This is a genomic window from Flavobacterium sp. MEB061, assembly GCF_000834715.1.
Lineage (GTDB): Bacteria > Bacteroidota > Bacteroidia > Flavobacteriales > Flavobacteriaceae > Flavobacterium > Flavobacterium pectinovorum.
On the sequence record NZ_JXQR01000018.1, the window covers coordinates 139,947 to 166,284 of the forward strand.

General features: G+C 32.9%; 24 protein-coding genes. 15 read left to right on the forward strand and 9 right to left on the reverse strand.

Features of this window, described 5'->3' with window-relative positions:
• The first annotated feature begins 66 nt into the window (after positions 1 to 66).
• From RT99_RS11235 to dusB, 14 genes are all read left to right on the forward strand, one after another.
• Positions 67 to 1,269, forward strand: a complete 1,203-nt coding sequence (locus tag RT99_RS11235) for a beta-ketoacyl-[acyl-carrier-protein] synthase family protein (protein WP_042564840.1) — start codon at positions 67 to 69, stop codon at positions 1,267 to 1,269.
• Positions 1,260 to 2,327, forward strand: a complete 1,068-nt coding sequence (locus RT99_RS11240) for a beta-ketoacyl synthase N-terminal-like domain-containing protein (protein ID WP_042564841.1) — start codon at positions 1,260 to 1,262, stop codon at positions 2,325 to 2,327. The genes RT99_RS11235 and RT99_RS11240 overlap by 10 nt, the downstream gene beginning before the upstream one ends.
• Complete coding sequence (locus tag RT99_RS11245) at positions 2,324 to 3,109, forward strand: polysaccharide deacetylase family protein (RefSeq protein WP_042564842.1); 786 nt, start codon at positions 2,324 to 2,326, stop codon at positions 3,107 to 3,109. Before RT99_RS11240 ends, RT99_RS11245 begins: the two co-directional genes overlap by 4 nt.
• Before the next feature lie 292 nt (positions 3,110 to 3,401).
• Entirely contained in the window at positions 3,402 to 4,028 is a 627-nt protein-coding gene (locus RT99_RS11250; protein WP_042564843.1) for an outer membrane lipoprotein carrier protein LolA, read from the forward strand.
• The gene (locus tag RT99_RS11255) at positions 3,994 to 4,629 is read left to right on the forward strand and encodes a hypothetical protein (protein ID WP_042564844.1); all 636 of its coding nucleotides are present in this window, start codon (positions 3,994 to 3,996) and stop codon (positions 4,627 to 4,629) included. Before RT99_RS11250 ends, RT99_RS11255 begins: the two co-directional genes overlap by 35 nt.
• A gap of 19 nt (positions 4,630 to 4,648) precedes the next feature.
• Positions 4,649 to 5,266 carry a porin family protein gene (locus RT99_RS11260; protein WP_042564845.1) on the forward strand — a complete coding sequence of 206 codons (618 nt, stop codon included), beginning with the start codon at positions 4,649 to 4,651 and terminating at the stop codon, positions 5,264 to 5,266.
• A gap of 9 nt (positions 5,267 to 5,275) precedes the next feature.
• On the forward strand, positions 5,276 to 5,647 hold the full coding sequence (locus RT99_RS11265) for a 3-hydroxyacyl-ACP dehydratase (protein ID WP_042564846.1): 372 nt from the start codon (positions 5,276 to 5,278) through the stop codon (positions 5,645 to 5,647).
• A 2-nt stretch (positions 5,648 to 5,649) separates the two neighbouring features.
• Complete coding sequence (locus RT99_RS11270; protein WP_052483648.1) at positions 5,650 to 6,135, forward strand: hypothetical protein; 486 nt, start codon at positions 5,650 to 5,652, stop codon at positions 6,133 to 6,135.
• A gap of 19 nt (positions 6,136 to 6,154) precedes the next feature.
• Positions 6,155 to 7,336 (forward strand): DUF2062 domain-containing protein, encoded by a 1,182-nt coding sequence (locus tag RT99_RS11275; protein WP_042564847.1) that lies wholly within the window; start codon positions 6,155 to 6,157, stop codon positions 7,334 to 7,336.
• 133 nt (positions 7,337 to 7,469) lie between these two features.
• Positions 7,470 to 11,147 (forward strand): 1-acyl-sn-glycerol-3-phosphate acyltransferase, encoded by a 3,678-nt coding sequence (locus tag RT99_RS11280; RefSeq protein WP_042564848.1) that lies wholly within the window; start codon positions 7,470 to 7,472, stop codon positions 11,145 to 11,147.
• Complete coding sequence (locus RT99_RS11285) at positions 11,148 to 12,665, forward strand: NAD(P)/FAD-dependent oxidoreductase (RefSeq protein ID WP_042564849.1); 1,518 nt, start codon at positions 11,148 to 11,150, stop codon at positions 12,663 to 12,665. It begins immediately after the preceding gene.
• An 84-nt stretch (positions 12,666 to 12,749) separates the two neighbouring features.
• Positions 12,750 to 14,336 (forward strand): C45 family autoproteolytic acyltransferase/hydolase, encoded by a 1,587-nt coding sequence (locus tag RT99_RS11290; RefSeq protein WP_371197992.1) that lies wholly within the window; start codon positions 12,750 to 12,752, stop codon positions 14,334 to 14,336.
• A complete protein-coding gene (locus tag RT99_RS11295) occupies positions 14,333 to 15,637 on the forward strand; it encodes a phenylacetate--CoA ligase family protein (RefSeq protein WP_042564851.1) in 1,305 nt (434 codons plus the stop codon). The genes RT99_RS11290 and RT99_RS11295 overlap by 4 nt, the downstream gene beginning before the upstream one ends.
• Positions 15,638 to 15,780: 143 nt before the next feature.
• Positions 15,781 to 16,773, forward strand: a complete 993-nt coding sequence (dusB, locus tag RT99_RS11300; RefSeq protein WP_042564852.1) for a tRNA dihydrouridine synthase DusB — start codon at positions 15,781 to 15,783, stop codon at positions 16,771 to 16,773.
• 116 nt (positions 16,774 to 16,889) lie between these two features.
• On the opposite strand, the gene RT99_RS11305 is transcribed toward dusB, so the two are convergent.
• From RT99_RS11305 to rbfA, 5 genes are all read right to left on the reverse strand, one after another.
• The gene (locus tag RT99_RS11305) at positions 16,890 to 17,105 is read right to left on the reverse strand and encodes a hypothetical protein (protein ID WP_042564853.1); all 216 of its coding nucleotides are present in this window, start codon (positions 17,103 to 17,105) and stop codon (positions 16,890 to 16,892) included.
• A 16-nt stretch (positions 17,106 to 17,121) separates the two neighbouring features.
• Entirely contained in the window at positions 17,122 to 17,664 is a 543-nt protein-coding gene (locus tag RT99_RS11310; RefSeq protein ID WP_042564854.1) for a hypothetical protein, read from the reverse strand.
• Positions 17,665 to 17,756: 92 nt separating this feature from the next.
• Positions 17,757 to 19,184, reverse strand: a complete 1,428-nt coding sequence (locus RT99_RS11315) for an MATE family efflux transporter (protein WP_042564855.1) — start codon at positions 19,182 to 19,184, stop codon at positions 17,757 to 17,759.
• 170 nt (positions 19,185 to 19,354) lie between these two features.
• A complete protein-coding gene (locus RT99_RS11320) occupies positions 19,355 to 20,554 on the reverse strand; it encodes an FtsX-like permease family protein (protein WP_042564856.1) in 1,200 nt (399 codons plus the stop codon).
• Position 20,555: 1 nt separating this feature from the next.
• Entirely contained in the window at positions 20,556 to 20,948 is a 393-nt protein-coding gene (gene rbfA, locus RT99_RS11325; RefSeq protein ID WP_042564857.1) for a 30S ribosome-binding factor RbfA, read from the reverse strand.
• Positions 20,949 to 21,163: 215 nt separating this feature from the next.
• On the opposite strand from rbfA, the gene RT99_RS11330 reads away from it, so the two are divergent.
• Positions 21,164 to 21,586 (forward strand): CBS domain-containing protein, encoded by a 423-nt coding sequence (locus RT99_RS11330; RefSeq protein ID WP_042564858.1) that lies wholly within the window; start codon positions 21,164 to 21,166, stop codon positions 21,584 to 21,586.
• A 39-nt stretch (positions 21,587 to 21,625) separates the two neighbouring features.
• On the opposite strand, the gene RT99_RS11335 is transcribed toward RT99_RS11330, so the two are convergent.
• The 4 genes from RT99_RS11335 to RT99_RS11350 are packed head-to-tail and all read right to left on the reverse strand — an operon-like array spanning position 21,626 to position 26,115.
• Entirely contained in the window at positions 21,626 to 22,906 is a 1,281-nt protein-coding gene (locus tag RT99_RS11335; protein ID WP_042564859.1) for a murein hydrolase activator EnvC, read from the reverse strand.
• Between the two features lie 24 nt (positions 22,907 to 22,930).
• Positions 22,931 to 23,707, reverse strand: a complete 777-nt coding sequence (locus RT99_RS11340) for a DUF4292 domain-containing protein (RefSeq protein ID WP_042564860.1) — start codon at positions 23,705 to 23,707, stop codon at positions 22,931 to 22,933.
• Positions 23,708 to 23,722: 15 nt separating this feature from the next.
• Positions 23,723 to 25,072, reverse strand: a complete 1,350-nt coding sequence (locus RT99_RS11345; RefSeq protein WP_042564861.1) for a lipopolysaccharide assembly protein LapB — start codon at positions 25,070 to 25,072, stop codon at positions 23,723 to 23,725.
• Between the two features lie 26 nt (positions 25,073 to 25,098).
• The gene (locus tag RT99_RS11350) at positions 25,099 to 26,115 is read right to left on the reverse strand and encodes a sugar phosphate nucleotidyltransferase (RefSeq protein ID WP_042564862.1); all 1,017 of its coding nucleotides are present in this window, start codon (positions 26,113 to 26,115) and stop codon (positions 25,099 to 25,101) included.
• Positions 26,116 to 26,338: the final 223 nt, after the last annotated feature.

Here is a 26,338-nt window from a genome sequence, read left to right on the forward strand (position 1 = left end):
TCTTTGTCAAAGTTTTAAACTTTGACAAAGATTCAATAATCTACAATCTAAAATCAGAAATCTAAAATGAATAAAGGTGTTGCTATAACAGGAATGGGAATTATCTCTTCGATTGGAAATTCAGTCGAAGAAAATTATATTTCGTTGATTGAAAATAAAATTGGCGTTACCCGTATCGAAAATATTTCGACTGTTCATGCCGATATTATTAAAGTAGGTGAAATTAAAAAAACCAATGACGAATTGGTTAACGAATTACAACTTACCGAAGATAATAATTTTTCGAGAACGGCTATGATTGGTACTATTGCTGCCAAACAAGCTGTTGAAAATGCAGGAATTACATCTATAAATGAATTCAGAACGGGACTTATTTCGGCTACAAGTGTAGGCGGAATGGACATGACCGAAAAACATTATTACGGTTATTTCACACATCCTGAACTTGTTAAATACATTACTTGTCATGATGGCGGAGATGTCGCTGATAAGATTGCCGAAGAATTAGGGTTAAAAGGAATTGTTACTACAATAAGTACCGCTTGCTCCTCTGCAGCAAATGCAATTATGCTGGGCGCACGATTAATCAAAACCGGAAAACTGGATCGCGTTATCGTGGGCGGAACCGATGGTTTGGCGAAATTTACCATAAACGGATTTAAGACCTTAATGATTTTATCTGACGATTATAACAAACCTTTTGACAATAACCGTAAAGGATTAAATCTTGGTGAAGCCGCTGCATATTTAGTCTTAGAATCTGATGAAGTTGTTCAGAAACAAAATAAAAAAGTGTTGGCCCGTGTTTCCGGTTACGGAAATGCAAACGATGCTTTTCACCAAACTGCTTCTTCAGAAAATGGTGATGGCGCTTATTTAGCAATGAAAAAAGCTTTTGAAGTTTCGGGTTTAAAACCGTCACAAATTGATTACATCAATGTGCACGGAACTGCAACTCCTAACAATGATTTATCTGAAGGAAGAGCCATAAAAAGAATTTACGAGGATGAAAAAGTTCCTGATTTTAGCTCAACAAAACCTTTTACCGGGCATACATTGGCAGCAGCAGCAGCAATTGAAGCGGTTTATAGTGTTTTGGCAATTCAAAATAGTGTGGTTTACCCGAATTTGAATTTTGAAACGCCAATGGAAGAATTTGATCTGAAACCACAGACTTCTTTAAAAAATAAAAATATCGAACACGTTTTATCTAACTCTTTTGGTTTTGGAGGAAATTGTTCTACTCTTATATTTTCAAAATGCAATTAAAAAAAACATATATAAATGGAATCGGCTGTATTTCGACTCAAAAAACATTTGATACTGTTTTTTTAGAAGAAGCGGTACACAATCACGACGAGAACGTGCTTAAAATCGTTCCGCCGGTTTACAAAGATTTTATTTCTCCGGCTGCCGCCAGAAGAATGGCAAAAGGAGTAAAAAACGGAATTGTAGCTTCGGCAATAGCCATGAAAGATGCAAATATTGAAAACGTAGACGCCATTATTACCGGAACAGGTTTAGGATGTATCGAAGATTCTGAAAAATTCCTGAAAAACATCTTAGATAATAATGAAGAGTTTTTAACGCCGACATCCTTTATTCAATCTACACACAATACTGTTGGTGCGCAAATCGCACTTTTACAGCAATGTAAAGGGTATAATTTTACGTATGTAAACGGGGCTGTTTCTTTTGAATCTGCTCTTATTGATGCTAAAATGCAAATTGAAGAAGACGAAGCGCAATCGGTTTTGGTTGGCGGAGTTGACGAAAATGGTGATTATACTACGGCGCTTTTTAAATTGTCAGGAAGAATAAAACCAGATAATCAACAGCCTTACAATCTTTTAGATTCTGATACAAGCGGAGCGGTTTATGGAGAAGGCGCCAGTTTTTTTGTTTTAGAAAATGAAAGAAAAGAAACTACTTATGCAGAAATTTTGGATGTTACGATTCTAAATACTTTGGAAGCAAACGAAGTTGAAGCTGAAACATTATCTTTTCTAAAAGCAAATAACCTGGAAATTTCAGATATTGATGCTTTGGTTTTAGGTTTTGACGGAAATGTTGATTTTGAAAATTATTACAGGAATCTTGGCGAAAACTCTTTTGCCAATACACCTCAATTGTATTACAAACATTTAAGCGGCGAATATGATACGGCTTCGGCTTTTGCTTTATGGATGGCGGCGAAAGTATTGAAAATTCAGGAAATTCCGGAAATTATAAAAGTAAATTCTGTTGAAAAACCAACTTACAAAACCATTTTACTGTACAATCAGTTAAACGGAAAAAATCATAGTTTTACGTTAATCTCAAAATGATAACGCACAAAAACATATCACTATTTTTTGTGCTTTTATTGCTTTTATTGTTTCTTTTGAATTTTTATACAGCAATAAATATTTGGTGGTTTGTTCTAATTATTTTGATTTGGTTAGGAATTAATGCTGTTGGTTCTGCCCGAATATCTTCTGATTATCACGTAAAAGCATACTGCAATAATCCATCTGAAACAGAAAAAAAAATTGCCATTACTTTTGATGACGGACCGAGTATTTATACTTTGGAAATTTTAGAACTTCTAAAAAAATACAATGTAAAAGCGACATTTTTCTGCATCGGAAAAAATATTGAAACACATCCCGAAATTCTAAAACAAGTTATTGCCGACGGACATTTGGTTGGAAATCATTCGTACAATCATTCTCCTTTTTTTGATTTTTATAATGCTGCAACAATCAGGGAGGAAATTGAAAAAACAGATGCACTTTTAGAAAAATATACTTCAAAAAAAATAAATTTCTTTCGTCCACCTTACGGAGTTACAACGCCTTCGATTCGAAGAGCTTTAAACAAAACCGGACATAAAGTTATTGGCTGGAATATTCGTTCGCTTGACGGAGGAACAAAAAATCAAAATTTAATTTTCAATCGCATAATAAAACGCATTTCTCCCGGCGGAATTGTACTTTTGCATGATACGGCGTCCCACTCTGTTTTAGTATTGGAACAGTTTTTGCAATTTTTACAGCAAAACAATTATAAAGTGATTTCGACAGAAGAACTTTTGAATCTTAAAGCTTATGAAATTGAACGCGGATAAAGCAGATTCGCTAAAGCGAAAACGCGGATAAAAACAGATTTTAATTCAAGCTGACGGTTGTAATGCATAAAAATTAATTAAACACATAGAAACATAGATTTTATGCTTTTGAAAAAAGTAATCAAAAAAGAAACTAGTTTCTCAAACATAGTCCCGAAGTTTCGGGATTTATTGATGCAAGTGAAACGCCTTTTTTAAGTTCAATGATTCTATGTTTCTATGTGTTAAAATAATTACACCAAATGGATTTTAATTTGTGGCAAAATATTTTTAAGCACAATTTTTACAAAATATGAAAACTAAAATAGCTCTACTTATTCTATTTATTTCAGGCAATTTGTTTGCTCAGGAACAAAAAATGACCACTGCAGAAATTGCTTCTTTTAAGGAAGACGTAAATGTGGTTTCTAAAAAAATCAAAACTTTAAGTACTGATTTTGTTCAGTACAAACATTTAGATTTCTTGTCTAAAGATATCGAAACATCAGGAAAAATGATTTTTAAGGAACCAAATCTCCTTCAATGGCAATATAAAAAACCGTACAATTACAGTATCGTTTTTAAAAACGGTAAAATCCTTATTAATGACGAAGGCAAAAAAAGTGCAGTCGATATTGGCAATAGCAAAATTTTTAGCCGCATCAATAAATTAATTATCGGAAGCGTTAGCGGAAACATGTTTGACGACAAGGAATTTACTATTTCGTATTTTAAACTTAAAGGACAAAATATCGCAAAGTTTGTTCCCAAAGATGCTACTTTAAAAAAATACATCAAACAAATTGAACTAACTTTTGATAAAGAAGAAGCTACGGTAGAACAGGTAAAACTATTAGAATCATCTGAAGATTATACCAGAATTGTACTTAAAAATAAAGTGATCAATGCAAAAATCGACGATTCAGTTTTTAGTAATTAATTGCTTTCTGGCAATTATTCTGATTTCTTGTGGCTCGGTCACAAAAAATTATACTCCCAAAAAATTAGATAAAACATCTTACGAGGTTCCTTATTTTAAAGATTCAAAAATTGATTATGTTTATAAAGCAAACATTACGGTTTATGGTCATGATTTAACGGGAATTTTTATTGCCAAGAAAATAAATGATACAACGCATCGTGTTGTGTTTACGACAGAGTTTGGTAACAAATTGCTGGATTTTGAAATTTCTGAAAACAATTTTAAAGTTAATTCAATTGTATCAGAGTTAGACCGCAAAATTTTAGTCAATACTTTAAGAGACGATTTTCGACTGCTTTTAAAGAAAGAGTACCAAATTCAGGAACAATTTGAAAACGAGTCAGACGATATTTACAAATCTGCTTACGGAAAACGAGATAATTATCTTTTTATATCAAAAAAAGATCGTAAATTAGAGAAAGTCATTAATTCGTCGAAAACAAAAGAAAAAATAACACTTCTTTTTAATTCGGAAAACGATATTTTTGCCGAAAAAATTGAGATTATCCATCAGAATATCAAATTGAAAATTGAATTGAATTATTTTAAATCAGAGTAGAAATTTAAACCAAATTAAAATGAGAAAAATAACTACACTTGCTTTTATTTTATTTATCGGAATTCTAACATCTCAAGCTCAGGTAACGGTTAGTCCGGGTTTGCGAGGAGGTTTAAATCTTTCAAGATTAACAAATATAGATGACAATGGTTTAAAATCTGATTTTTATGCCGGCGGTTTAGTCGCTATAAAATTCAATAAATATTTCACACTTCAACCTGAATTAACCTATTCGCGACAAGGTTCTGAGGGTAGATATTACAGTGAGCAAAATCCTGATTTTGGAACCAGAACAAAATATGAATTAAATTATCTTTCATTAGATGCCGTAGCTAAATTTCATTTTGGCGGACAAGGTTTTCACATTTTAGCCGGTCCATCCGCAGATTTTAAAACAAGTGATAATTTTGGCAGATATGGTTTTGATCCTATCGATTTTGATTTTTCTATAATCGCCGGAGTGGGTTATTCTTTGCCAAACGGATTAACATTTGAAGCAAGATTTAAGCAAGGCTTTATTGATATTTATGGTTATGATGGCATTGAATATGATAATGACGATAATTATTATTACGAAGATTTAATTTTAAATCAGGTTTTCCAGATTGGTATTAGTTATACCTTTAAAGTAAAATAAAAAATAAATATGGTTTTAAAAGACTTTTATAAAGTTCTGTCAGAAGAAAAAACAACTGATTCTAAATATACAATTACGATTTTGGTCAATGAAAAACATGATGTTTTTAAAGGCCATTTTCCTGGAAATCCTATCATGCCCGGCGTTTGCATGATTCAGATTATCAAAGAACTCACAGAGAAAATAACTGAAAGCACTTTGATGATTCAAACGCTGTCGAATGTAAAATTCATGGCGCTTATTAATCCTGAGGCAACTCCGGAATTGCGCTTGGAACTTGACATTGTTACAACCGAAGATGATTTGGTTAAAGTGAAAAACACGACTTATTTTAACGACACCATTGCCTTGAAATTAAGCAATGTGTACAAAAAATTATAATTATGAAATTATTATTGACACTACTTTTATGGGTAAATTTTGCCGTAAATCCAGATTTGGCATCTATCAGAAAAATGTATCCTGATGTTGCTAAATCAGAAGCGAATGCTAAAGAATTTACAGAGAAACTTGCCGGAATTGCAAACAGCGACGAGAAAATTTTAGTGGCCTACAAAGCGGCTTCAATTTTGGTCGATTCTAAGTTTGAAAGTTTAATTGGAAGTAAAATTTCGCGTTTTAAAGAAGGTGCAAAACTTCTTGAGGCAACTTTAAAAAGCGATCCAAACAATATCGAAATCAGAATGATTCGTTTAAGTATTCAGGAAGATGTACCTGGAATTACCGGATACAAAAAGAATATTAAAGAAGATAAAAAATTCATTACAGCACATTACGCTGAGCAAACTGGTGCTTTAAAAGAATACCTTAAAGACTTTGTTTTACAATCGAAAAGTTTCTCTGAAAAAGAGAAGCAATTTGTGAAGTAAGATAAAGAAAAAAATCCCGATGCACTCAACTTTATCTCAGCAGGAATTACTTAATTCGACCAATTTTTGTGTTATTGTGCCAACGTACAATAATCAGAAAACTTTGAAAAAAGTGCTGGATTCTATTTTAGATTTCACTCAAAACATCATTATTGTTAATGACGGATCTACCGATGAAACCAGTGAAATATTAAAACAATATTCGCAATTCACGCAAATCCACCATCCCAAAAATATAGGAAAAGGGAGAGCGTTAAGAAATGGTTTTAGAAAAGCAATCGAAATGGATTTCGAATATGCCGTTACGATCGATTCTGACGGACAGCATTTTGCTTCTGACATTCCGAATTTTATTGCCGAAATTCAAAAAGAACCTAATTCTTTATTGATTGGAAGCCGCAATATGACGCAGGAAAATGTGCCGAAGAAAAGTAGTTTTGGAAATAAATTTTCGAATTTTTGGTTCCAATTTGAAACTGGAATTAAACTCGAAGATACGCAGTCTGGTTTTAGATTGTATCCGCTCAAATTAATTCCAAAGCAATTTTATACCAATAAATTTGAATTCGAAATTGAAGTCATTGTGCGGTCTGCGTGGAAAGGAATTGTGGTAAAAAACATTCCGATCCGGATTTTATACGATCCTGCAGAACGGGTTTCGCATTTTCGTCCGTTTAAGGATTTTACAAGAATCAGTATTTTAAATACGGTTTTGGTTTTAAACGCTTTGTTGTATATCAAACCCAGAGATTTTTTTAGAAGAGCAAAAAAAAAAGGCTTTAAAAAATTCTTTCTTGAAGACATTTTAGAAAGCGGTGATTCTAATTTTAAAAAATCGGCTGCAATTGCGTTGGGGGTTTTTATAGGAATTTCCCCATTTTGGGGGTTTCAGACCGTTTTGCTTTTATTTTTTGCAACAATTTTTAAGCTCAATAAAGTCATCGCTTATATGGCATCCAATGTAAGCTTTCCCCCTTTTATCCCTTTTGTTATCTACGGTTCGCTAAAAATGGGAAGTTTTTTTGTTTCAACCGATGCCCCATTAATTTTAGATAGTTCACTTACGCTCGACGATATTCAAAAAAATGCTACACAATATATCGTCGGAAGTCTTACTTTAGCATCCGTTTTAGCGTTATTATCCGGACTTATAAGTTACTTGCTTTTAACCGCTTTTAGCTCTAAGAAAAAACAACAATAATTAAAGTTTTTGCCACAGATTACAAGGATTAAAATGATTTTATAATCTGTGTCGAGTTGCCACGAATTTCACAAATTAGCACGAATTAATTAGTGGAAATTCGCGAAATTCGTGGCGGAAAAAAATAACAATCATGCATCACTATTTCTACGCCATTCATTTATTTGTAAACCGAAGAAAATCCTTGTCGGTTTTTCTGGCCATTTTGATGCTTTTTACTTTCGGTTTTTTTGCTTCTCAAATTAAATTTGAAGAAGATATTACCAAACTTATTCCAACAAACGATAAGGCAGATGTTACGGCAAAAGTGCTCAAACAACTTAATTTTGCCGATAAAATTACCGTTATTTTCAAACTCGAAAAAAACGGAACCGACGAAGATTTAAAACAAATGGCAACTGCTTTTTCAGACAGCGTTGCCAAATCCTGCAAACCTTACGTTACGGGAATTCAGGGAAAAGTTGACGAAGAAAACATTCAGGAAACTATTGATTTTGTATACAATAATCTGCCGCTTTTTTTAGATAATAAAGATTATGCGGCGATCCAGAATAAACTACAAAAAGACAGTATTGCGGCAACGGTTCAGGGAAATTACAAATCGATTATTTCACCTTCAGGATTTATCACCAAAGATTTTATTCTTCAGGATCCGCTTGGGATTTCCTTTATCGCCTTAAAAAAATTACAACAATTAAATATTGGCGACGATTTTACGCTTGATAATGGTTTTGTAATGACGAAAGACAAAAAGAAATTATTGCTTTTTATTACATCAAATCTTCCGTCGAGCGAAACAGAAAAAAACACCATTTTTGCGGCTAAATTAAAATCGATTCAGGATAATTTAAATCAGCAATATAAAACCAAAACTTCTATTAGTTATTTTGGTTCGGCCTTGATTGCCGTTGCCAACGCCAATCAAATTAAAAGCGATATTATTTTAACGACATCAATCGCGATGTTTACGCTAATGTTGATTTTGATTTTATTTTATCGAAAAATATTCATTCCGCTTATTATTTTTCTTCCCACGGTTTTTGGTGCTTTGTTTGCCGTTGCGTTTTTATATTTCGTAAAAGAAACTATTTCAGCGATTTCATTGGGAATTGGTTCTATTTTATTAGGAATTACGATCGATTATTCCATTCATATTCTTACTCATTACAAACATAACAGCGATGTAAAAACACTTTACAAAGACATTACGATGCCTGTAATTATGAGTAGTTCAACAACTGCCGTTGCATTTTTGTGCCTGCTTTTTGTAAAATCTGACGCGTTGAACGACTTGGGAATTTTTGCCGCCGTGATTGTTATGGCTTCGGCATTTTTCTCCCTTTTGATTGTGCCGCATTTGTACAAACCAAAAGAAAATAATTTTGATCACAAAAAAAATGTCATCGATAAACTGGCTCATTTTTCGTTTCACAACAATAAATTCCTGATTGGTTTTTGCGTTCTAATTACCATTGTTTGTTTTTTTACTTATAATAATGTTGGTTTCAATAACGATTTGTCGCAATTGAATTTTGTTCCGAAGGAAATTAAAGCTGCCGAAAAAGATCTGGAAGAAAGCACGAGTTTAACTTCAAAAACTATTTATGTTGCCGCTTACGGAAACAGCATGGAAGAAGTTTTGCAAAACAACAACCAGCTTTTTTCATCTTTATCGAAAGAAAAACAACAGGATAAAATTTTAAATTTCAGTTCGGTTGGAGGAATTATGCTTTCGCAAAAAGAGCAAAAGCAAAAAATAGAACAATGGAATTCCTTTTGGAACACAAATAAAAAAGAACTTTTAAAATCTCAATTAATTGCTGAAGGTTCAAAACTTGGTTTTAAACCAACAACTTATTCCCTCTTTTTTGAGCATTTAGATTTTGATTTCAAACCCATTTCTGCAAACGATTATTTAAAAATTCAGGCGTTGCAACTGAAAGAATTTGTGACGGAAAAAAATGGTTTTTATACAATTTCAACTTTAGTAAAAGTAAAACCGGACCAACGAGATACTTTTGTAAAATCGGCTACAGCCAAAAATAATATTATTGCGATTGACCGTCAACAAATGAATGAAACGTTTTTCAGTACTTTAAAAACCGATTTTAATTCGCTGGTCAATTATTCTTTTGTTGCCGTAATTCTGATCTTGTTTTTCTTTTTCCGAAGAATCGAATTGGTTATTGTGAGCTGTATTCCGATTGCCTTAACGGGAATTGTTACGGCAGGAATTATGGGCATTTTTGGTATTCAGATGAACATTTTCAGTATGATTGTCTGCACTTTGATTTTTGGTCATGGTGTCGATTTTAGTATTTTCATGACAAGTGCGTTACAAAAAGAATACACAAACGAAAAAAACGAAATTGCGATTTACAGAACGTCAATAATTTTGGCCGTTATCACCACTATTTTAGGAATTGGCGCGATGATTTTTGCAGAGCATCCGGCACTTAGATCTATTTCATCGGTTTCCTTAATTGGGGTTTTTGCGGCATTGATTATTACGTTTATCTTCTACCCGATTCTCTTTAAATTATTTATATCAAATCGTTCGAAAAAAGGAAATCCTCCTTTTGTTTTACGAACATTTATTCATGGTGTAATTTCATTTACCTATTATGGTCTTGGCGGAATTTTAATGTCGCTTTTCAGCATCACAATCATGCCGATTATTCCAATGAAAGAGAAAACGAAAATGAAGGCGTTCCGTTATTTCATTTCAAAATTCATGAATTCGGTTTTGTATTCGAATCCTTTTCTTCATAAAAAAGTTATCAATAAATACAATGAAACTTTCGAAAAACCAGCCATAATTATTGCCAATCATACCTCATTTATTGATATTCTGGCAATGGGAATGCTGAGTCCTAAAATTATATTTTTGGTAAGCGATTGGGTTTATAATTCTCCTATTTTTGGCGGAACGGTTAGAAAAGCAGGGTTTTATCCGGTTTCTGAAGGAATTGAAGGAGGCGTTGAACATTTGCGCCAAAAAGTAAACGAAGGATATTCGTTAATGGTTTTTCCTGAAGGAACCCGTTCAGAAAGCAATCAGATTAAGCGTTTTCATAAAGGTGCTTTTTTCCTTGCCGAAGAATTTAATCTGGATATAGTTCCTGTTGTTATTCATGGTGCTTCAGAAGCAATTCCGAAAGGTGATTTTGTTATTCATCACAGTCAGGTTACGGTTTCTATTCTAGAAAGAATTGCGCCTGATAATCTTTCTTTCGGAAAAAATTATGCGGAAAGAACGAAACAATTAAGTTCATTTTTCAAAGAAGAATATCGCAAGATTCGTCAGGAATTTGAAGGTCCGACATACTTCAAAAAAATGCTGATTCACAGTTATGATTATAAGGAAATGGAAGTCATAAAAAGTGTGAAAAGCAATCTCGAAAGTCATTTAGAAATCTATCATCGTCTTAATAAACATCTTTCGGCGAAAGCCAAAATATTGCATTTAGCAAATGATTATGGGCAGTTGGATGTTTTACTGACATTGCAGGAACCGCAGCGAAAAGTAGTTTCTTTTATCAATGACGAAGAAAAACGATTGGTTGCAAAAACCAATTATTTCCTCAAAAAAAGAAAAATTTCTTATTTAGAAAGTATCGAATTGGCGTTACAAAATGAATATGATGCCGTTTTAATTTCTGATGAAAAAATTGGCGATATCGAAAAAATTGCGGCTGTAACTTCCACTATTATTTTAATCGATAATTCAGGTTTAAAAAACACATTGCTTAACTTTGGTTTTTCTTCTGATTTGGAAGAAAATAATATAATTGTATTAAAGAAAAATTAAATGAAAGAGCAGTATGATGTTGTAATTGTAGGCAGCGGTTTAGGCGGTTTGGTCTCGGCAATTATTCTGGCCAAAGAAGGTTACAGCGTTTGCGTGCTCGAAAAAAACAATCAATACGGCGGGAATCTGCAGACTTTTGTTCGCGATAAAACCATTTTTGATACCGGAATTCATTATATCGGTGGTTTAAGTGAAGGGGAAAATCTGCATAAATATTTTAAATATCTGGGTATTATCGATCATTTGAATTTAAAAAAAATGGACGATAATGGTTTTGATATTATCTCTTTTGATGATGATGAAAATGAATATCCACACGCACAGGGTTACGATAATTTTGTCAATCAGTTAGGTGTGTTTTTTCCGGATGAAAAAGAAAACATCGAAAAATATTGTGATAAAATAAAAGTAATCTGCGAATCTTTTCCTCTTTATAATTTGCAATGGGAAGGAAAATATGACAATGAAATCCTGTCGTTAAATGCAAAAGAAACCATTGACGCTTTTACTCAAAACGAAAAACTAAAAGCGGTTTTGGCGGGTTCTAATTTTTTGTATGCCGGTATTCCGGATAAATCGCCTTTTTACGTTCATGCCCTTTCGGTAAACTCATATATACAAAGTTCTTGGCGCTGCATTAATGGCGGAAGTCAGATTACGAAACAGCTTTTAAAACAACTTAAAAAATACGGCGGGGAATTTTATAAATACAAAGAAGTCGTAAAATTTAATGTTGAAGAAAACAAGGTAACATCTGTAGAAATGAAAGACGGAACCCATGTTTCTGCATCTTATTTTATTTCGAACATTGAACCCAAAACTACTTTGAAAATGGTAGGCGAGGAACATTTTAGAAAATCATTTTTCAGCCGTGTTCAAAGTCTCGAAGGTGTTATTTCTGCATTCAGTTTATACATTGTTTTTAAACCGGAAACGTTTAAATACATCAACCATAACCATTATCATTTTAAGAAAAGCAGCGAAGTCTGGACTTGTCACGAATATGATGAAGAATCCTGGCCAAAGGCTTTTATGGCTTCTATGAATGCTTCGAAAAAACAGGAAGAATGGGCAGAGGGAATGACTTTTATTACGTATATGAAATATGATGATGTTGCTCCGTGGGTAAATACTTTTAATACAACTGCCGAAGAAAGTGATCGTGGCGAAAGTTATGAAGAATTTAAAGCCAGAAAAGTCGAAAAGTTTCTAAAAGAAATCGAGATAAAATTTCCGGGAATTAAAGAATGCATTCAGTCGATTCATACTTCTACCCCGCTTTCTTACCGCGATTATATTGGCGGCAGCAATGGCAATATGTACGGTTATGTAAAGGATGCCAGCAACCCGATGAAAACCTTGATTCCGTCAAAAACAAAACTGGACAATCTTTACCTTACAGGTCAAAGTATTAATATGCATGGCGTTTTGGGCGTAACAATTGGAGCGGTTGTAACCTGTTCTGAAATTGTTGGAAAAGAATATTTAGTAACTAAAATCAATCAGGCATCTGAATAAAAAAGTGTTATGAGAAACCAGTTTGTACATATATCCTTTATATTTTTTATACTGATATTTGTTTCTTGTGGTACCTCAAAATCAATGCATCATTTCCCGGAAATTTCGAATTATAATACCGCAAAACCAGTTGTAACAAAACATTCAAATGCACTTTTTACATCTGGAAAAAATTCACTTTTAAAAAATAAACAAGGTCTTTGGGAATTGTATGTTGAAGGTGATCCATTAGAAATCGGACTTACAACCGGAGCTTTATCAGATTCACTTTTAAAGAAACAGGAACAAATATTTTTCGGCAGAATTGAAGATATTGTTCCTTCAAAATTTCAGCAAAATTTACTTCGGAATTTTCTAAAATGGTACAATCGAAAATTATATTTGAATGTTCCCAATGAATATCAAACGGAAATTTACGGCGTTTCACAATATACTTCGCAGGATTTTAATAATATCGCTCCCCAATATCAACGCAGTTTATACCTGCATGCCGCGCACGACATTGGTCACGCTCTGCAGGATTTGGCTTTGGTTGGCTGTTCGTCTTTTGCTGCCTGGGGTGAAAAATCTGAAAATGGAGATTTGATTTTAGGCCGTAATTTTGATTTTTATGTTAATGACGCTTTCGCAGAAAATAAAATCGTCGCGTTTATAAATCCAAAAGAGGGCTATCCCTTTATGACTGTTACTTGGCCCGGAATGGTTGGTACAGTTTCGGGAATGAATAAGGAAGGTTTAACGGTAACGATCAATGCCGGAAAATCGAAAATTCCGATAATTGCCAAAACACCAATTTCGATTTTAACCCGGGAGATTTTACAGCACGCAAAGAATATTGATGAAGCAGTTGCAATTGCAAAAAAAAGACAATTGTTTGTTTCAGAATCTATTATGGTTGGAAGTGCACACGATAATAAAGCCGTTTTGATTGAAGTTTCTCCCGAAAAAATGGATGTTTTTGATGTCGCAAACAGCAATCAATTAATTTGTTCGAATCATTTTCAAAGTGATGCTTTTAAAAATGATGAACGAAATCTGTCGCAAATTGCCAACAGTCATTCGAAATATCGTTATGACAGAATGCAGGAACTTTTTAGTGAAAACCCAAAAATTAATCCAAAAATAGCAGCTGATATTTTGAGAAATAAAGATGGTTTACAAAATATAGCACTGGGTTATGGTAACGAAAAAGCACTAAATCAATTGATGGCCCATCACGGAGTTATCTTTAAACCTAAAGAAAAATTAGTATGGGTTTCTTCAAATCCCTATCAATTGGGCGAGTTTGTTTGTTATAATTTAGATTCGATTTTTAAAGAAAGAAAAACAGATCTTCCTGTTTCATTTGAAGAAGAAAACCTTAATATTGCCAAAGATCCTTTTTTAGAAACTACGGCTTTTTTAAACTATCAAAAGTTTAGAATTGAAGACCATAAAATGGATTTATATTTGAAGAATAAAACGAAAATTCCTTTTACATTTATTCAAAATTACCAATCTTTAAACCCGGATTATTGGGTTGTATATTATAAAGCGGGATTGTATTTTTACGAACAAAAATATTTTCAGTTTGCGCAAAGCAATTTTGAAAAAGCATTAACCAAAGAAATTACAACTGTTCCTGATAAAGAAGCAATTGAAAAATATTTAAAAAAACTCAAAAGAAAATGAACACGATTCCAACAATAGAGAAGGATTCTTTAGAACAAATTAAAAATTTTCAAGAGCAGAAATTAGCAGAACTTTTATCTTATATCAGTCAAAATTCTCCTTTTTACAAACATCTTTTTGCCGGACAGAATATTGATATTTCGAAAGTTAAAACGCTTGAAGATTTACAACATTTACCCGTTACTACAAAAGAAGATTTACAACAATATAATGACGATTTTGTATGTGTTCCGCAGCATAAAATTATCGATTATGCCTCGACTTCAGGAACTTTAGGCGATCCGGTTACTTTTGGTTTAACTGATTCTGATTTGGATCGACTGGCTTACAACGAAGCGATTTCGTTTGCCTGCGCCGGAATTGCAGAAGGCGATGTTGTACAATTAATGACAACAATTGACCGAAAATTTATGGCTGGTCTGGCTTACTTTTTAGGTTTGCGAAAACTTAAGGTTGGCGTTATTCGCGTTGGCGCGGGAATTCCGGAATTGCAATGGGATTCTATTTTAAAATACAAACCTTCTTATTTAATTACGGTTCCTTCTTTTTTATTGAAGTTAATTGAATATGCAGAGGCACACGGAATTGATTATAATAATTCGAGTATAAAAGGCGCAATTTGCATTGGAGAATCATTACGAAACCAGGATTTTTCGATGAATACTTTGTCTAAAAAAATTACTGAAAAATGGAATATTCAGTTGTTTTCGACTTATGCTTCGACAGAAATGAGCACGGCTTTTACTGAATGTGAACATGGTATTGGCGGTCATCATCATCCGGAATTAATTATTATTGAAGTTTTGGATGAGGAAAATAATCCGGTAAAAAATGGTGAAATCGGCGAATTGACTTTTACTACTTTGGGTATTGAAGCCATGCCTTTATTGCGTTTTAGAACCGGAGATATTGTACAGCTTCATAATGAACCTTGCGCGTGCGGGAGAAATACTGTTCGTGTTGGTCCGGTTGTGGGTCGTAAAAAACAAATGATAAAATATAAAGGTACAACGCTTTATCCACCTGCTATGAACGATGTTTTGAGCGATTTTGATAATATCGAAAATCATATTATTGAAATTTCTACCAACGATTTAGGAACAGATGAAATCCTGATAAAAATCGCTGCCAAAAATCAAACTCCTGAATTTTTACAAGAAATAAAAGATCACTTTAGAGCCAAATTAAGAGTAACTCCAAAAATAGAATTTGCTCCAAAAGAAATATTAAATCCTTTGGTTTTTAATCCGATGAGCAGAAAACCTATTCGCTTTTTTGATTACCGTAAAACAACTGTTTAAAAGGTACAAAGTTGCAAAGGTTCACAGGAACAAAGGTTTAGCCTCTCAATATAAAACCTTTGCAACTTTGTTACTTTGAACCTTTGAACCTCAATTTGGTACAAATTAAACTAAATGTTGTAATTTTGCACAAAATATTGAAGATGGTCAAGATTGGCAACATAGAATTACCCGAATTTCCTTTATTACTCGCACCGATGGAAGATGTAAGCGATCCACCGTTTCGCAGATTATGCAAAACGCATGGCGCTGACATGATGTATTCAGAATTTATTTCTTCGGAAGGATTAATTCGTGATGCTATCAAAAGTCGAATGAAGCTGGATATTTTTGATTACGAACGTCCGGTTGGAATTCAGATTTTTGGTGGAGATGAAGAAGCAATGGCGCTTTCGTCTAAAATTGTTTCTACTGTAAAACCAGATTTGGTTGATATTAATTTTGGATGTCCCGTTAAAAAAGTAGTTTGTAAAGGAGCCGGAGCCGGAGTTTTGAAAGATGTCGATTTGATGGTGCGTTTGACAAAAGCCGTTATCAGAAGCACTGATTTACCTGTAACGGTAAAAACACGTTTAGGTTGGGATGATAACTCTATTAATATTGATGAAGTTGCAGAAAGACTTCAGGATATTGGTGTTCAGGCTTTAACAATTCACGCCAGAACCCGCGCGCAAATGTATAAAGGCCACGCCGATTGGTCGCATATTGCACGTGTAAAAAATAACCCGAGAATTACAATGCCAATTTTTGGAAATGGCGATATCGACAGTCCGGAAAAAGCATTAAAATATAAAAATGAATACGGAATTGACGGTATCATGATTGGCCGCGCCGCAATTGGATATCCGTGGATTTTTAACGAAATCAAACATTTCTTTAAAACCGGAGAACATTTGCCTGCACCAACAGTTATTGACCGTGTAGAAGCCGCCAGAAATCATTTAATGTGGTCGATGGAATGGAAAGGCGAACGTTTGGGAATTGTTGAAATGCGACGTCATTATACCAATTATTTCAAAGGAATCCACTCTTTTAAAGAATACAAACAAAAACTCGTTACAACTGATGAACCTGAAAATCTTTTTGCTATTATGAAAGAAATTGAACAGGTTTATGCAGGATATGAGTTTGTTTAAAATATATAATCTTTGTCAAAAGTTTGAAACTTTGACAAAGATCTACTTTACAAAAAAAGACCTTCAAATTTGAAGGTCTTTTTTTGTATATTTAAGTATAGAGAATGCCATTTATTCTAAAACATTTTTGTTGAATTCCTTTTTGCAAGATCAATTGCTGACTTTAACTCAGAAAAGAACAATTCAGCTTCTTTAGCATTTCTAATAGACTTAGACAAATTATCATCATTATGAAACTCAATGATATTATTATCCATCAAGTTTTTTTTCATACCGGAAGCTAATGCAATTTCTTGAATTTTATTAATCTTATTTTGGATTGAATCTTTCATAAAGCAAATTTAAAAATTATTGATTTAAATTAAACATATAATATCTGTAAAGATCATATGATTTTCTTTTAAAATCAAATGGCTCTGGTTTTGGTTTAAAAAAAGCTGATCCATCAACATCTAACTCAATTAATCCATTTCTTAATAATCTCACGTACCAATCTACTCCAATAATAACTATAAAATCCTGTAAATCTTTGTAATTATATCTAAACATTCTGTGATATAAATTAGCTCGTAAATCATTTGAACCATCTATACCAATCGTTGCATGAGGTTTATTTTTTAAAAAGATGATAGAAAATAAGATAATGGTCGAAAAAACTTTATTGCTATCTCTATGTTTAAGATTTATAGAATCATCTATTTTTCCAGACTCATCAAATGGACCAAAAGCCAAATTGTAAACATTGGGTAATAAGGAATCAGCAATGTTTGTAAACTTAACTTTAAGTTGAATTATTTTATTATTCTTTAAGTTAGATTCAAAAATATAAACATCGAAATTAGAACTTACATATATAGCTTCAAAAGTGTTTTCTAAATTAATTTTAATCATAAGAAACATTAAATTTTACAAAAACAAAATTAATGTAAATTTCTTACAAAAAAGATCTTGAAAAAATTTGAAGGCCTTTTTTTATTTTAAAACTAAACTTGAATGCGTTTCCACTTTCCTCTTTTATAAAAGAAAATCCCTGCTAAAGTTATAGCTGTTTCGGCAACTGGAATTGCGATAAAAACTCCTGTTGGCCCCATATTAAAATGTTTTGCTAATACATAAGCTAACGGAATTTGGAACAACCAAAATCCGAAGAAATTAATTCCCGTTGGTGTCCAGGTATCTCCTGCTCCATTGAAAGTGTTTATTAAAACCATTCCAATTCCGTAGAAAATAAATCCTACACTCATAATTTGTAAAGCTTCAACTGCAACTGTTCGGACCATTTCATCATTCGTGAAAAATGAAATAATATATTTTCCAAAACATAAGGTAATAACCATAATGGTTGCCATAAAAATCACGTTGTATTTAGCTGTTGTAAACACAGATTTTTCGGCACGTTCAATTTGTTTGGCTCCTAAATTTTGCCCGACCAAAGTTGCGGCGGCATTACTTAACCCCCAAGCCGGAAGAATGAAAAACATCATAATTCGCAACGCAGTTTGATAGCCCGCAGATCCGTGATCGCCTCCGGTTGTTGCTACTAATTGTGCCAGAAAAATCCAGCTGCAGGATGCTATTACAAATTGTAAAATCCCCGGAGCTGCAATTTTTACTAATGCTTTTATCTGGTTGAAATCTGGTGCGAAATAGGCAATTTTGATTTTTAAAACATTGTTTCCCGAAAACAAATGATACACTTGGTATAATACTCCAATGCTTCTTCCTAAAGTTGTAGCCAAAGCTGCACCTGTTAATCCAAATGCCGGAATTGGTCCAAGACCGTTAATTAATATTGGACATAAAATAATATTGCAAATATTGGCCAGCCATAAACTTTTCATGGCAATTGCTGCGTTTCCTGCTCCACGAAATATTCCATTAATTAAGAATAAAAGCATGATACATAAACTTGAGCCAATCATAATTTGTGTGAAACGGTAACCATGTTCTGCAGCATCTGCAGACGCTCCCATTAACATCAATATATCTTTGGCATAAATAACCCCAAAAATGCTCATTACACTATTGACTGCAAATGCAATAATGATGGACTGCATTCCTGCTTTTGCCGCTGCGACAGGATCTTTTTCTCCAATACGTCTTGCAACAACTGCGGTTGCCGCCATGCTCATTCCAATTGCGAGGGAATATATAATAGTAAGAACAGATTCGGTTAAACCTACGGTTTGAATTGCAAAACTACTGTGCTCTAAATGTCCGACGAAATATAAATCGACTAAAGCAAAAACGGATTCCATCATCATTTCTAAAACCATTGGAATGGCTAATAAAATAACTGCTTTTTTGATACTTCCGGCGGTGTAATCAAAAGATTCATCGCCTTTTAATGCTTGTGTTAATGTGGTGAAAATTTTAGAAAATAAACTTCTCTTTATTGTAGTTTCTGTCATGATTTGTTAGGATAAATGATAAGATTAGCCCAGATACACTATATCTGAACTCAAGAAAATAAACGTAAGTATCCTAATTATTGTAAGAAATAAGTTAGGACTAAGCAGAAACAATCATAAGGCTGTACTTTTTGAGAGGATAAATATAGTAATATTTTTAGGAAGAAATATTAATCTAATAAGTTTTTGCTTACGCGACTGCTTGCAATTAAAGATGCTACGAAACCAAGCGAAACAATTGTTGTCATCACAATCAATACATTTTCCAGATTAAAAACAACCGGATATGCTAAAGTTGGCGTTATCATAATCAGCTCGTATTGCTGTTGTAACAGGACTAAAATAATACCCAGAACAAGTCCAACAATTCCACCAAAAACACTTAACAAAGTTCCTTGCAGTAAAAATATTTTTCGGATACTCTTAATTTCAGTTCCTAAATTAAAAAGGGTTTTTAAGTTTCCTTTTTTCTCTAAAATCATCATAATTAATGCTCCAACCAAGTTAAAAAGTGCCACGATAATTACTAAGGTAAAAATCAGGTAAACCACAATGTTTTCGGTATTAAGCATTTTATATAGAGACTCATTTAGTTGTGCTCTATTTTTTAAAGTGATTTTATTTTTGAAAATTTCATCTAGTTGTGTTTTGATTGCGCTTTCATTTGCATTTTCTTTTAAATGAAATTCAATTCCCGAAATTTGATTAGGCTTATACATCAGTAATTCCTGTGCTAAACCTAAATCAGCAAATACATATTTAGAATCTAAATCTTCGCTAATGGAATAAATTCCAACCGGTAAAACATCGGTTTTATTAAATGCTTCTTCGGGATTTTCAAAAGCTCCTTTTCCGGGTTTCGGCGCAAATATCTGCAGCGGATTTTCAAAATCTAAAATTCCCATCGAGAAATCTCGGGCAATTCCATAACCCACAACAACCTGATACGTTTCAGGCTTAATCCATTGCCCGTTAAAAAGTTTTTTGTTGATGTCATTTACTACGGGATAAAGACTATCAACTCCTTTTAAATATGTAACCTGTTGTTTGTCTTTAAATAAAAACAAAACACGTTCTTCGATAATTTTAGTATACGAAGCAACTCCGTCAATTTTCTTAAGCTGTTTATCCTGATCCGGGGTTATCAAAAATGATTTTCCAATTGTACTTGTCATTTTTAAATCAGGATCTATTTCGTTTGTAAACGAAAGACTGAAGACTTTTAATCCGCTAAAAACAGATAAAACCACAAACAAAGCCATTGTACCAACTATGATTCCTAAGCTGGCAATACGATTGATAATATTAATAGCATTATTTTTACTTCTGCTAAAAATGTAACGTTTGGCTATGTAAAGGGGGAAATTCAATTTATGATTTTCTTCTTTTTTCTAAAAGATCACGGTTTTCTATTGGGTTTTCTCTGTTTGATAAAGCATTATCAATTTTCTCAATATAATCTAATGAGTCATCGATAAAAAATACCAGGTTTGGTACACGGCGCAATTGCAAACGTACACGTTGTGATAAATCGTGTTTGATTAATGTGGTATTTGATTTTATTCCTTCTAAAGTTTCCTTCGCTTTATCCTGAGGAAAAATGCTTAAATAAACCGTTGCCACAGATAAATCTGAAGTAACACTAACTTTGGACACCGAAATTACCAAATTACTAATTCCGTTTTTTCGCACTTCACCTTGCAAAATATCAACCAGATCTTTCTGGATGACACCGCCTATTTTTTTCTGTCTATTTGTTTCCATAATGCAAAAATACTATTTTTAAATTTCATCAATGCAATTTTCAAATGAACAATGGGATGATTTTTACATTCTTATCTTCTTTATTTCAAATTTCGATCTTTTTCATTAAAAAAACCAATAAATCCTCTAGTTGGTTCATTGTTTGGTGATGATAAAAATCATGTTATTTGTGAGAATTATTATGCATCTTTGATAGAATAATAAACTCTTTAACTATGAAAAAGCGAGAACCAATCAGTCATATCATGACCAAAACCGTAGTGACTGCAAATGAAAATGACAACTTAAAAAATGTTGTTGAGCTATTAAGAAAAAATGCTATTCGACACATTCCAATTGTTCGGGGTAAAGATGTAATTGGTATTATCAGCCGAACAGATATCAACAGATTAACTTTCGGTGCTTTGTTTGAAGGACAGGAAGGTGCAGATGAAGCCATTCTTGACATGCTTACTATTTCGCAGGTGATGACTTCAAAACCCAAAACCGTTTCATCTGATACTATAATAAGGGATTTGGCAGAAATTTTTGTGAAAGAAGATTTTCATGCTTTGCCTGTTGTAGATAATGGTCAGCTTAAAGGAATTGTCACCACTACAGATGTTGTAAAATATTTTCTTGAACAATATGCTAATTAAATACTTATAAAAAAAGGGAGCCAATTGCTCCCTTTCTTTTTATCTGTTTTGTAACCATCCTTCCGGATTATTATTTGATGTGTTTTGAAGAATCAAAAACTTAATAATCGTTTTTCCGGTATCGCCACTTGTTCTTACTTTTCCAATACTTTGTTTAACTTTTACTTTGTCACCTTGTTCAACAGATACCTGACTTAGATTTTGATATACTGTAAAGTAATCTCCATGCTGAATAAAAACAGCTTTGTTTACAGGCGACAAGGCTATAACTTTTGATACTACTCCCTCAAATACTGCGCGCGCATTTGCTCCTTGTTCTGTAGTAATCTCTACTCCAGAATTATGAACCGTCAATGTTGGATATACTGGATGTGGCTGATCTCCGTAGCCAAGAGATATAAATCCTTTCTCTACCGGCCAAGGCAGTTTTCCTCTGTTTGCTTTAAAATCGGCAGCTAAAATTTTACCTTCCGGGGTTAATGTAATTCTATCTGATGAATAACTTTTAGGCGCTGCAGCCTCTGCTTTATCTGCTTCGCTGGCTTTACCTTCTGCGATTCTTTTACGTCTCTCTTCTTCGGCCCGTTGATTGGCTAATCTAATTTGTTCACGGATAAGATCCTTAATTTTTGCGTCAATTCTTTTTGATTCCTGCTGTTTAGATCTTGTATCGGCAATAATTTTATTTTTGTCTTTTTTAATTTCGTTAACCAATTTTTGCTGTTCTTTCTTTTCAACTTCTAAGCTTTGCTTTTCTTTTTCGTTTTCAGCAATAATTTTTTTCTTAACTTTTCTTTGTCCGTCCAATTTGGCATTATAATCAACTAATTCATTGGTTTTTGACTCAATTTCTAAACCTTGATTTTTTCTAAAATTGGTATATTGTTTTAAGTATTGTGCTCTTTTATAGGCTTGCAGAAAACTTTCTGAAGATAAAATAAACATGGCTCTACTTTGTTCAGAGCGGCTTTTGTACGATTTTAAAATCATTTTGGCATAATCTTCTTTTAAAATAGCCAATTCTCTGTTTAGTTTATTAACCTTCAATTGGTTAATATACATATCGTTATTTAGAATCTTTTCTTGTTTTGCCGTTGTATTGATAAGTTTTTCTTTCAGCTTAATTTTATTAGCCTGAATTAAAAACACATTTACTGCTGATTTTTCTTTTTTCTTTACAGATTGCAACATTTTTTCGTTGTCTCTAATTTCCTGCTGAATCTGAGCTTTTCGCTGTTCAAGTTTTTCTTGCTGCGAATCCTGTGCCCATCCAAAAGTTGTGGCACATATAAAAATTAGGCTGAGGAGAAATTTCGGCATGTTTATCTTTTTCTTTTTGCAAATTTACTTAATTAAAACTTTCTTATAACCACCCGGTACGCTATAAGGGAAAGAAAGTTCTTCATTAAACGAAATATTATTGTAATTTAAATTAATGTCTGTTTTTCCTTTCGGCTGAATTGCATTAATTTCGATACTTGTTGGAAGATTTCCCTGATCGAAAGTTTTATTATCAGCATATTTTATCTCTAACATAATATTTTCTGTTGCCTGAGAAATCTGTTCTTTTTGCAGCAAATATTTTTCAGGTTCAAGAAAGAAAGCTTTTTTCAACTTAGTATCTTTTTCATCTTCTAAACGAATTAGATTTTCCACAATTGTTTGTGTATATTTTCCTTTTCTTAAATCGTCTAGAGCTTCACCAACCAGTAAATTTTGTACTTTGCTATAATCCAGTTCTGTTCCCAGCCATTTGCTCAAACTGGTAAAATCTCCATCATAATAAGTACTGTTTATTTTTTCGTAATAGCTTACGCTTGTTGGTGTAATCAATGCTTTTGCCATTGTGATTCCAAGAAAACGAACGCTTATTAAAATCTGTTTATCTTTTTCAATTTTAATTTCTGCAGTAACATTCTGACTTTGTTTTTCATCAACATATCTGGCAGCTGCTTTTATGTATAATGTTTTGAAATCTAATTTATTCTCGTAATATTTATCTACGACTTTGCTGTCTTTTTTTGGTGCAGTTTCTGTAGTGTTATTTTGTACTGCGACAGCTTTCGATTTACAGGAAATCACAAAAACTGATACTAATACAAGTGCTATATATTTTTTCATCTGAATTTTTCTCTTTTACTTCTTTTTCTTTAATAATTCATTTGCCTTCAAAAAGTATTCCTCTTTTTTCCTGGCATCTCCCAATCCATTATAAGCTTCTCCCAACTGAAAATTAAAATTTGCCTCAAGCTTAGCATCATCAACCACATAATCCAATCCCATTTCTAAAACGGTTTTTGCATTTTTAAATTGCTTAAGCTGATTGCTTCCCATTCCGGCAAAATAGTAAAATTGCGGCTGACTCGGGTAAACTTCAATCATCATCATCGCTCTTTTTGTCAGAGGCTCAAATTGTTTTGCCTGAGTGTAAGCATCAAGCAAAAGCAAATTGGTTTCACGATCTGTATCTGAATTGGCTTTTAAATCTTTTTCATAATACTTAATCGCATTTTCAAACTGATTTTTACTATGATAAAATTTTCCTATTTCTTTTGCAACATCAACGTTTGGATCATTATCAAAATAACCAATTGCTTTTTCTAAAGCCGGAGCATATTGCGGATTTTTATTCGTAAAAATTAAAAACTCATTTAGCGTTCGATGTTTTATTTTCGAATCAATTTTTGAGCTTGCCAAAATTATATTCATCGAATTAATCGCTTTGTCAGCCTGATTGGCATCTAAATACACTTTAAACAAACTTACCTGCGCCCACTCTGATGTTGGGATTTCTTTTGCCAATTGTTTTGCAACATCCAAAGCTTTATCTGTTTCATTTGATTTTGAATACAAAGAAATCAGATCTATATAATTTGATTCTTCTTTCGGATTTTTTTTAATCTGATCAATTAAATTTGAAGCTTCTGCATTTTGATATTTTCCCTGCGATAAAATTTGCATTTTATAACGATCGCGATCTTCAGATTTTCCAAACTTATCGTTCATTTCATTAATCGTTGCAAGCGCTTTGTCATACTGATTTGAAATCATATATAACGAAATTAAATCATCTTTATATTCTTCGTCAAACGGAATAATTTTTTGAATAGTTTCGATTGCCAAAGGATAGTTTTTGGTTTCGTAACTTACATCGTAAATTCCAAGCCAGTACCATTTATTTTTTGGATCTAATTGTGTCGCTTTTTCAAAAGAACTTTGGGCATTACCATAATCTTTTAAAGACAGGTAATTTTTGCCTAATTCAAAATAAGCTACGGCGTCATTAGGCTTTAGTTTGATACATTTTTCTAATGATACGATTGCTTTATCGTAATTTTCAATTCCTTTTTGTTTTAATGATTCATAAAAAGAGTCCTGATATTCATCTGTTGCCATAGCAATATCTTCCGGATTGGTTTGCGCCATAACCGAAAATATATTGCTGAACAAAGCGAATACTAAAATTACTAAAACTCTTTTTTTCATTATTTACATAATTTCTTTTTAAATTATTATTCTAAAACAGAATAATCGCCAATGCTAATACTTGTAAACTTACCATCGTAACTAACGTGGTTTCCGATCATTGCATTGTCCAGGTTAGCATTTTTTATTTGCGAAAAAGTTTGTACCAAACTGTTTTTAATAACGCTGTCGCTTACATGGCATCCATTTCCTAAAGACACGTTTGGACCAATTGTTGTATTTTTCAACACTACATTTTCGCCAATAAAACACGGCGGAATAATCGTTGAGTTATCTAAAGTTACATTATAATCTACTAAATGTTCGCCATCATTATGTAAAAATCCTAACATTCTTGTGTTGGTTTCTACAGTTACATCTTTGTTTCCGCAATCCATCCATTCGTCTACACTTCCAGTTTTAAAAACTTTTCCGTTAGCCATCATTGCTTTGATTCCGTCATTAATTTGATATTCACCACCATTCTGAATATTATTATCCAAAACACCCTGAAGTTCTTTTTTCAAATCGCCAACTTCTTTAAAATAATATATTCCGATAACGGCTAGATCGCTTACGAATTCTTTTGGTTTTTCTACCAATTCTATTATTTCATTGTTACTGTTTAATTTAACAACTCCAAATGCTTCCGGCTGATCTACTTGTTTTACCCAAATTACAGCATCTGCAGAAGGATCTAATTCAAAATCTGCTCTGATCAAAGTATCTGCATAAGCAATTACAGCAGGACCTGATAAAGATTCTTTGGCACACATAATCGCATGACCGGTTCCTAAAGGCAAATCCTGACGATAAATAGAAGCTTTTGCTCCTAAACTTCCAGCTAATTCTTCTAAACTTTCTACAAGATCATCGCCAAAAAAAGCAGGATCTCCCAAAATAAAAGCCACTTCTTCAATTGGTTCTTTTAATATTTTGGCAATATCTTCAACTAAACGATGCACTATAGATTTTCCGGCAACCGGAATTAATGGTTTTGGTACTGTTAATGTATGTGGTCTAAGTCTTGATCCGCGACCAGCCATTGGAACGATTATTTTCATTTTGAAATTATTTAATATGGGAAGATTTAAAATCTTCAGTTTGGTTAGTTCAAATTATGATGCTGGCGTAAAAATTAAATTTGTTCTAATTTTTTACCGCAAAGTTCGCAATCCCGATAGCTATCGGGATTCGCAAAGATTTCTAAGTTTTTTCATTTTAAAGATCGCAAAGTTTATAAACTGTTGTTTGTAAACTGCGACTGAAAACTGATTACTAAAAACT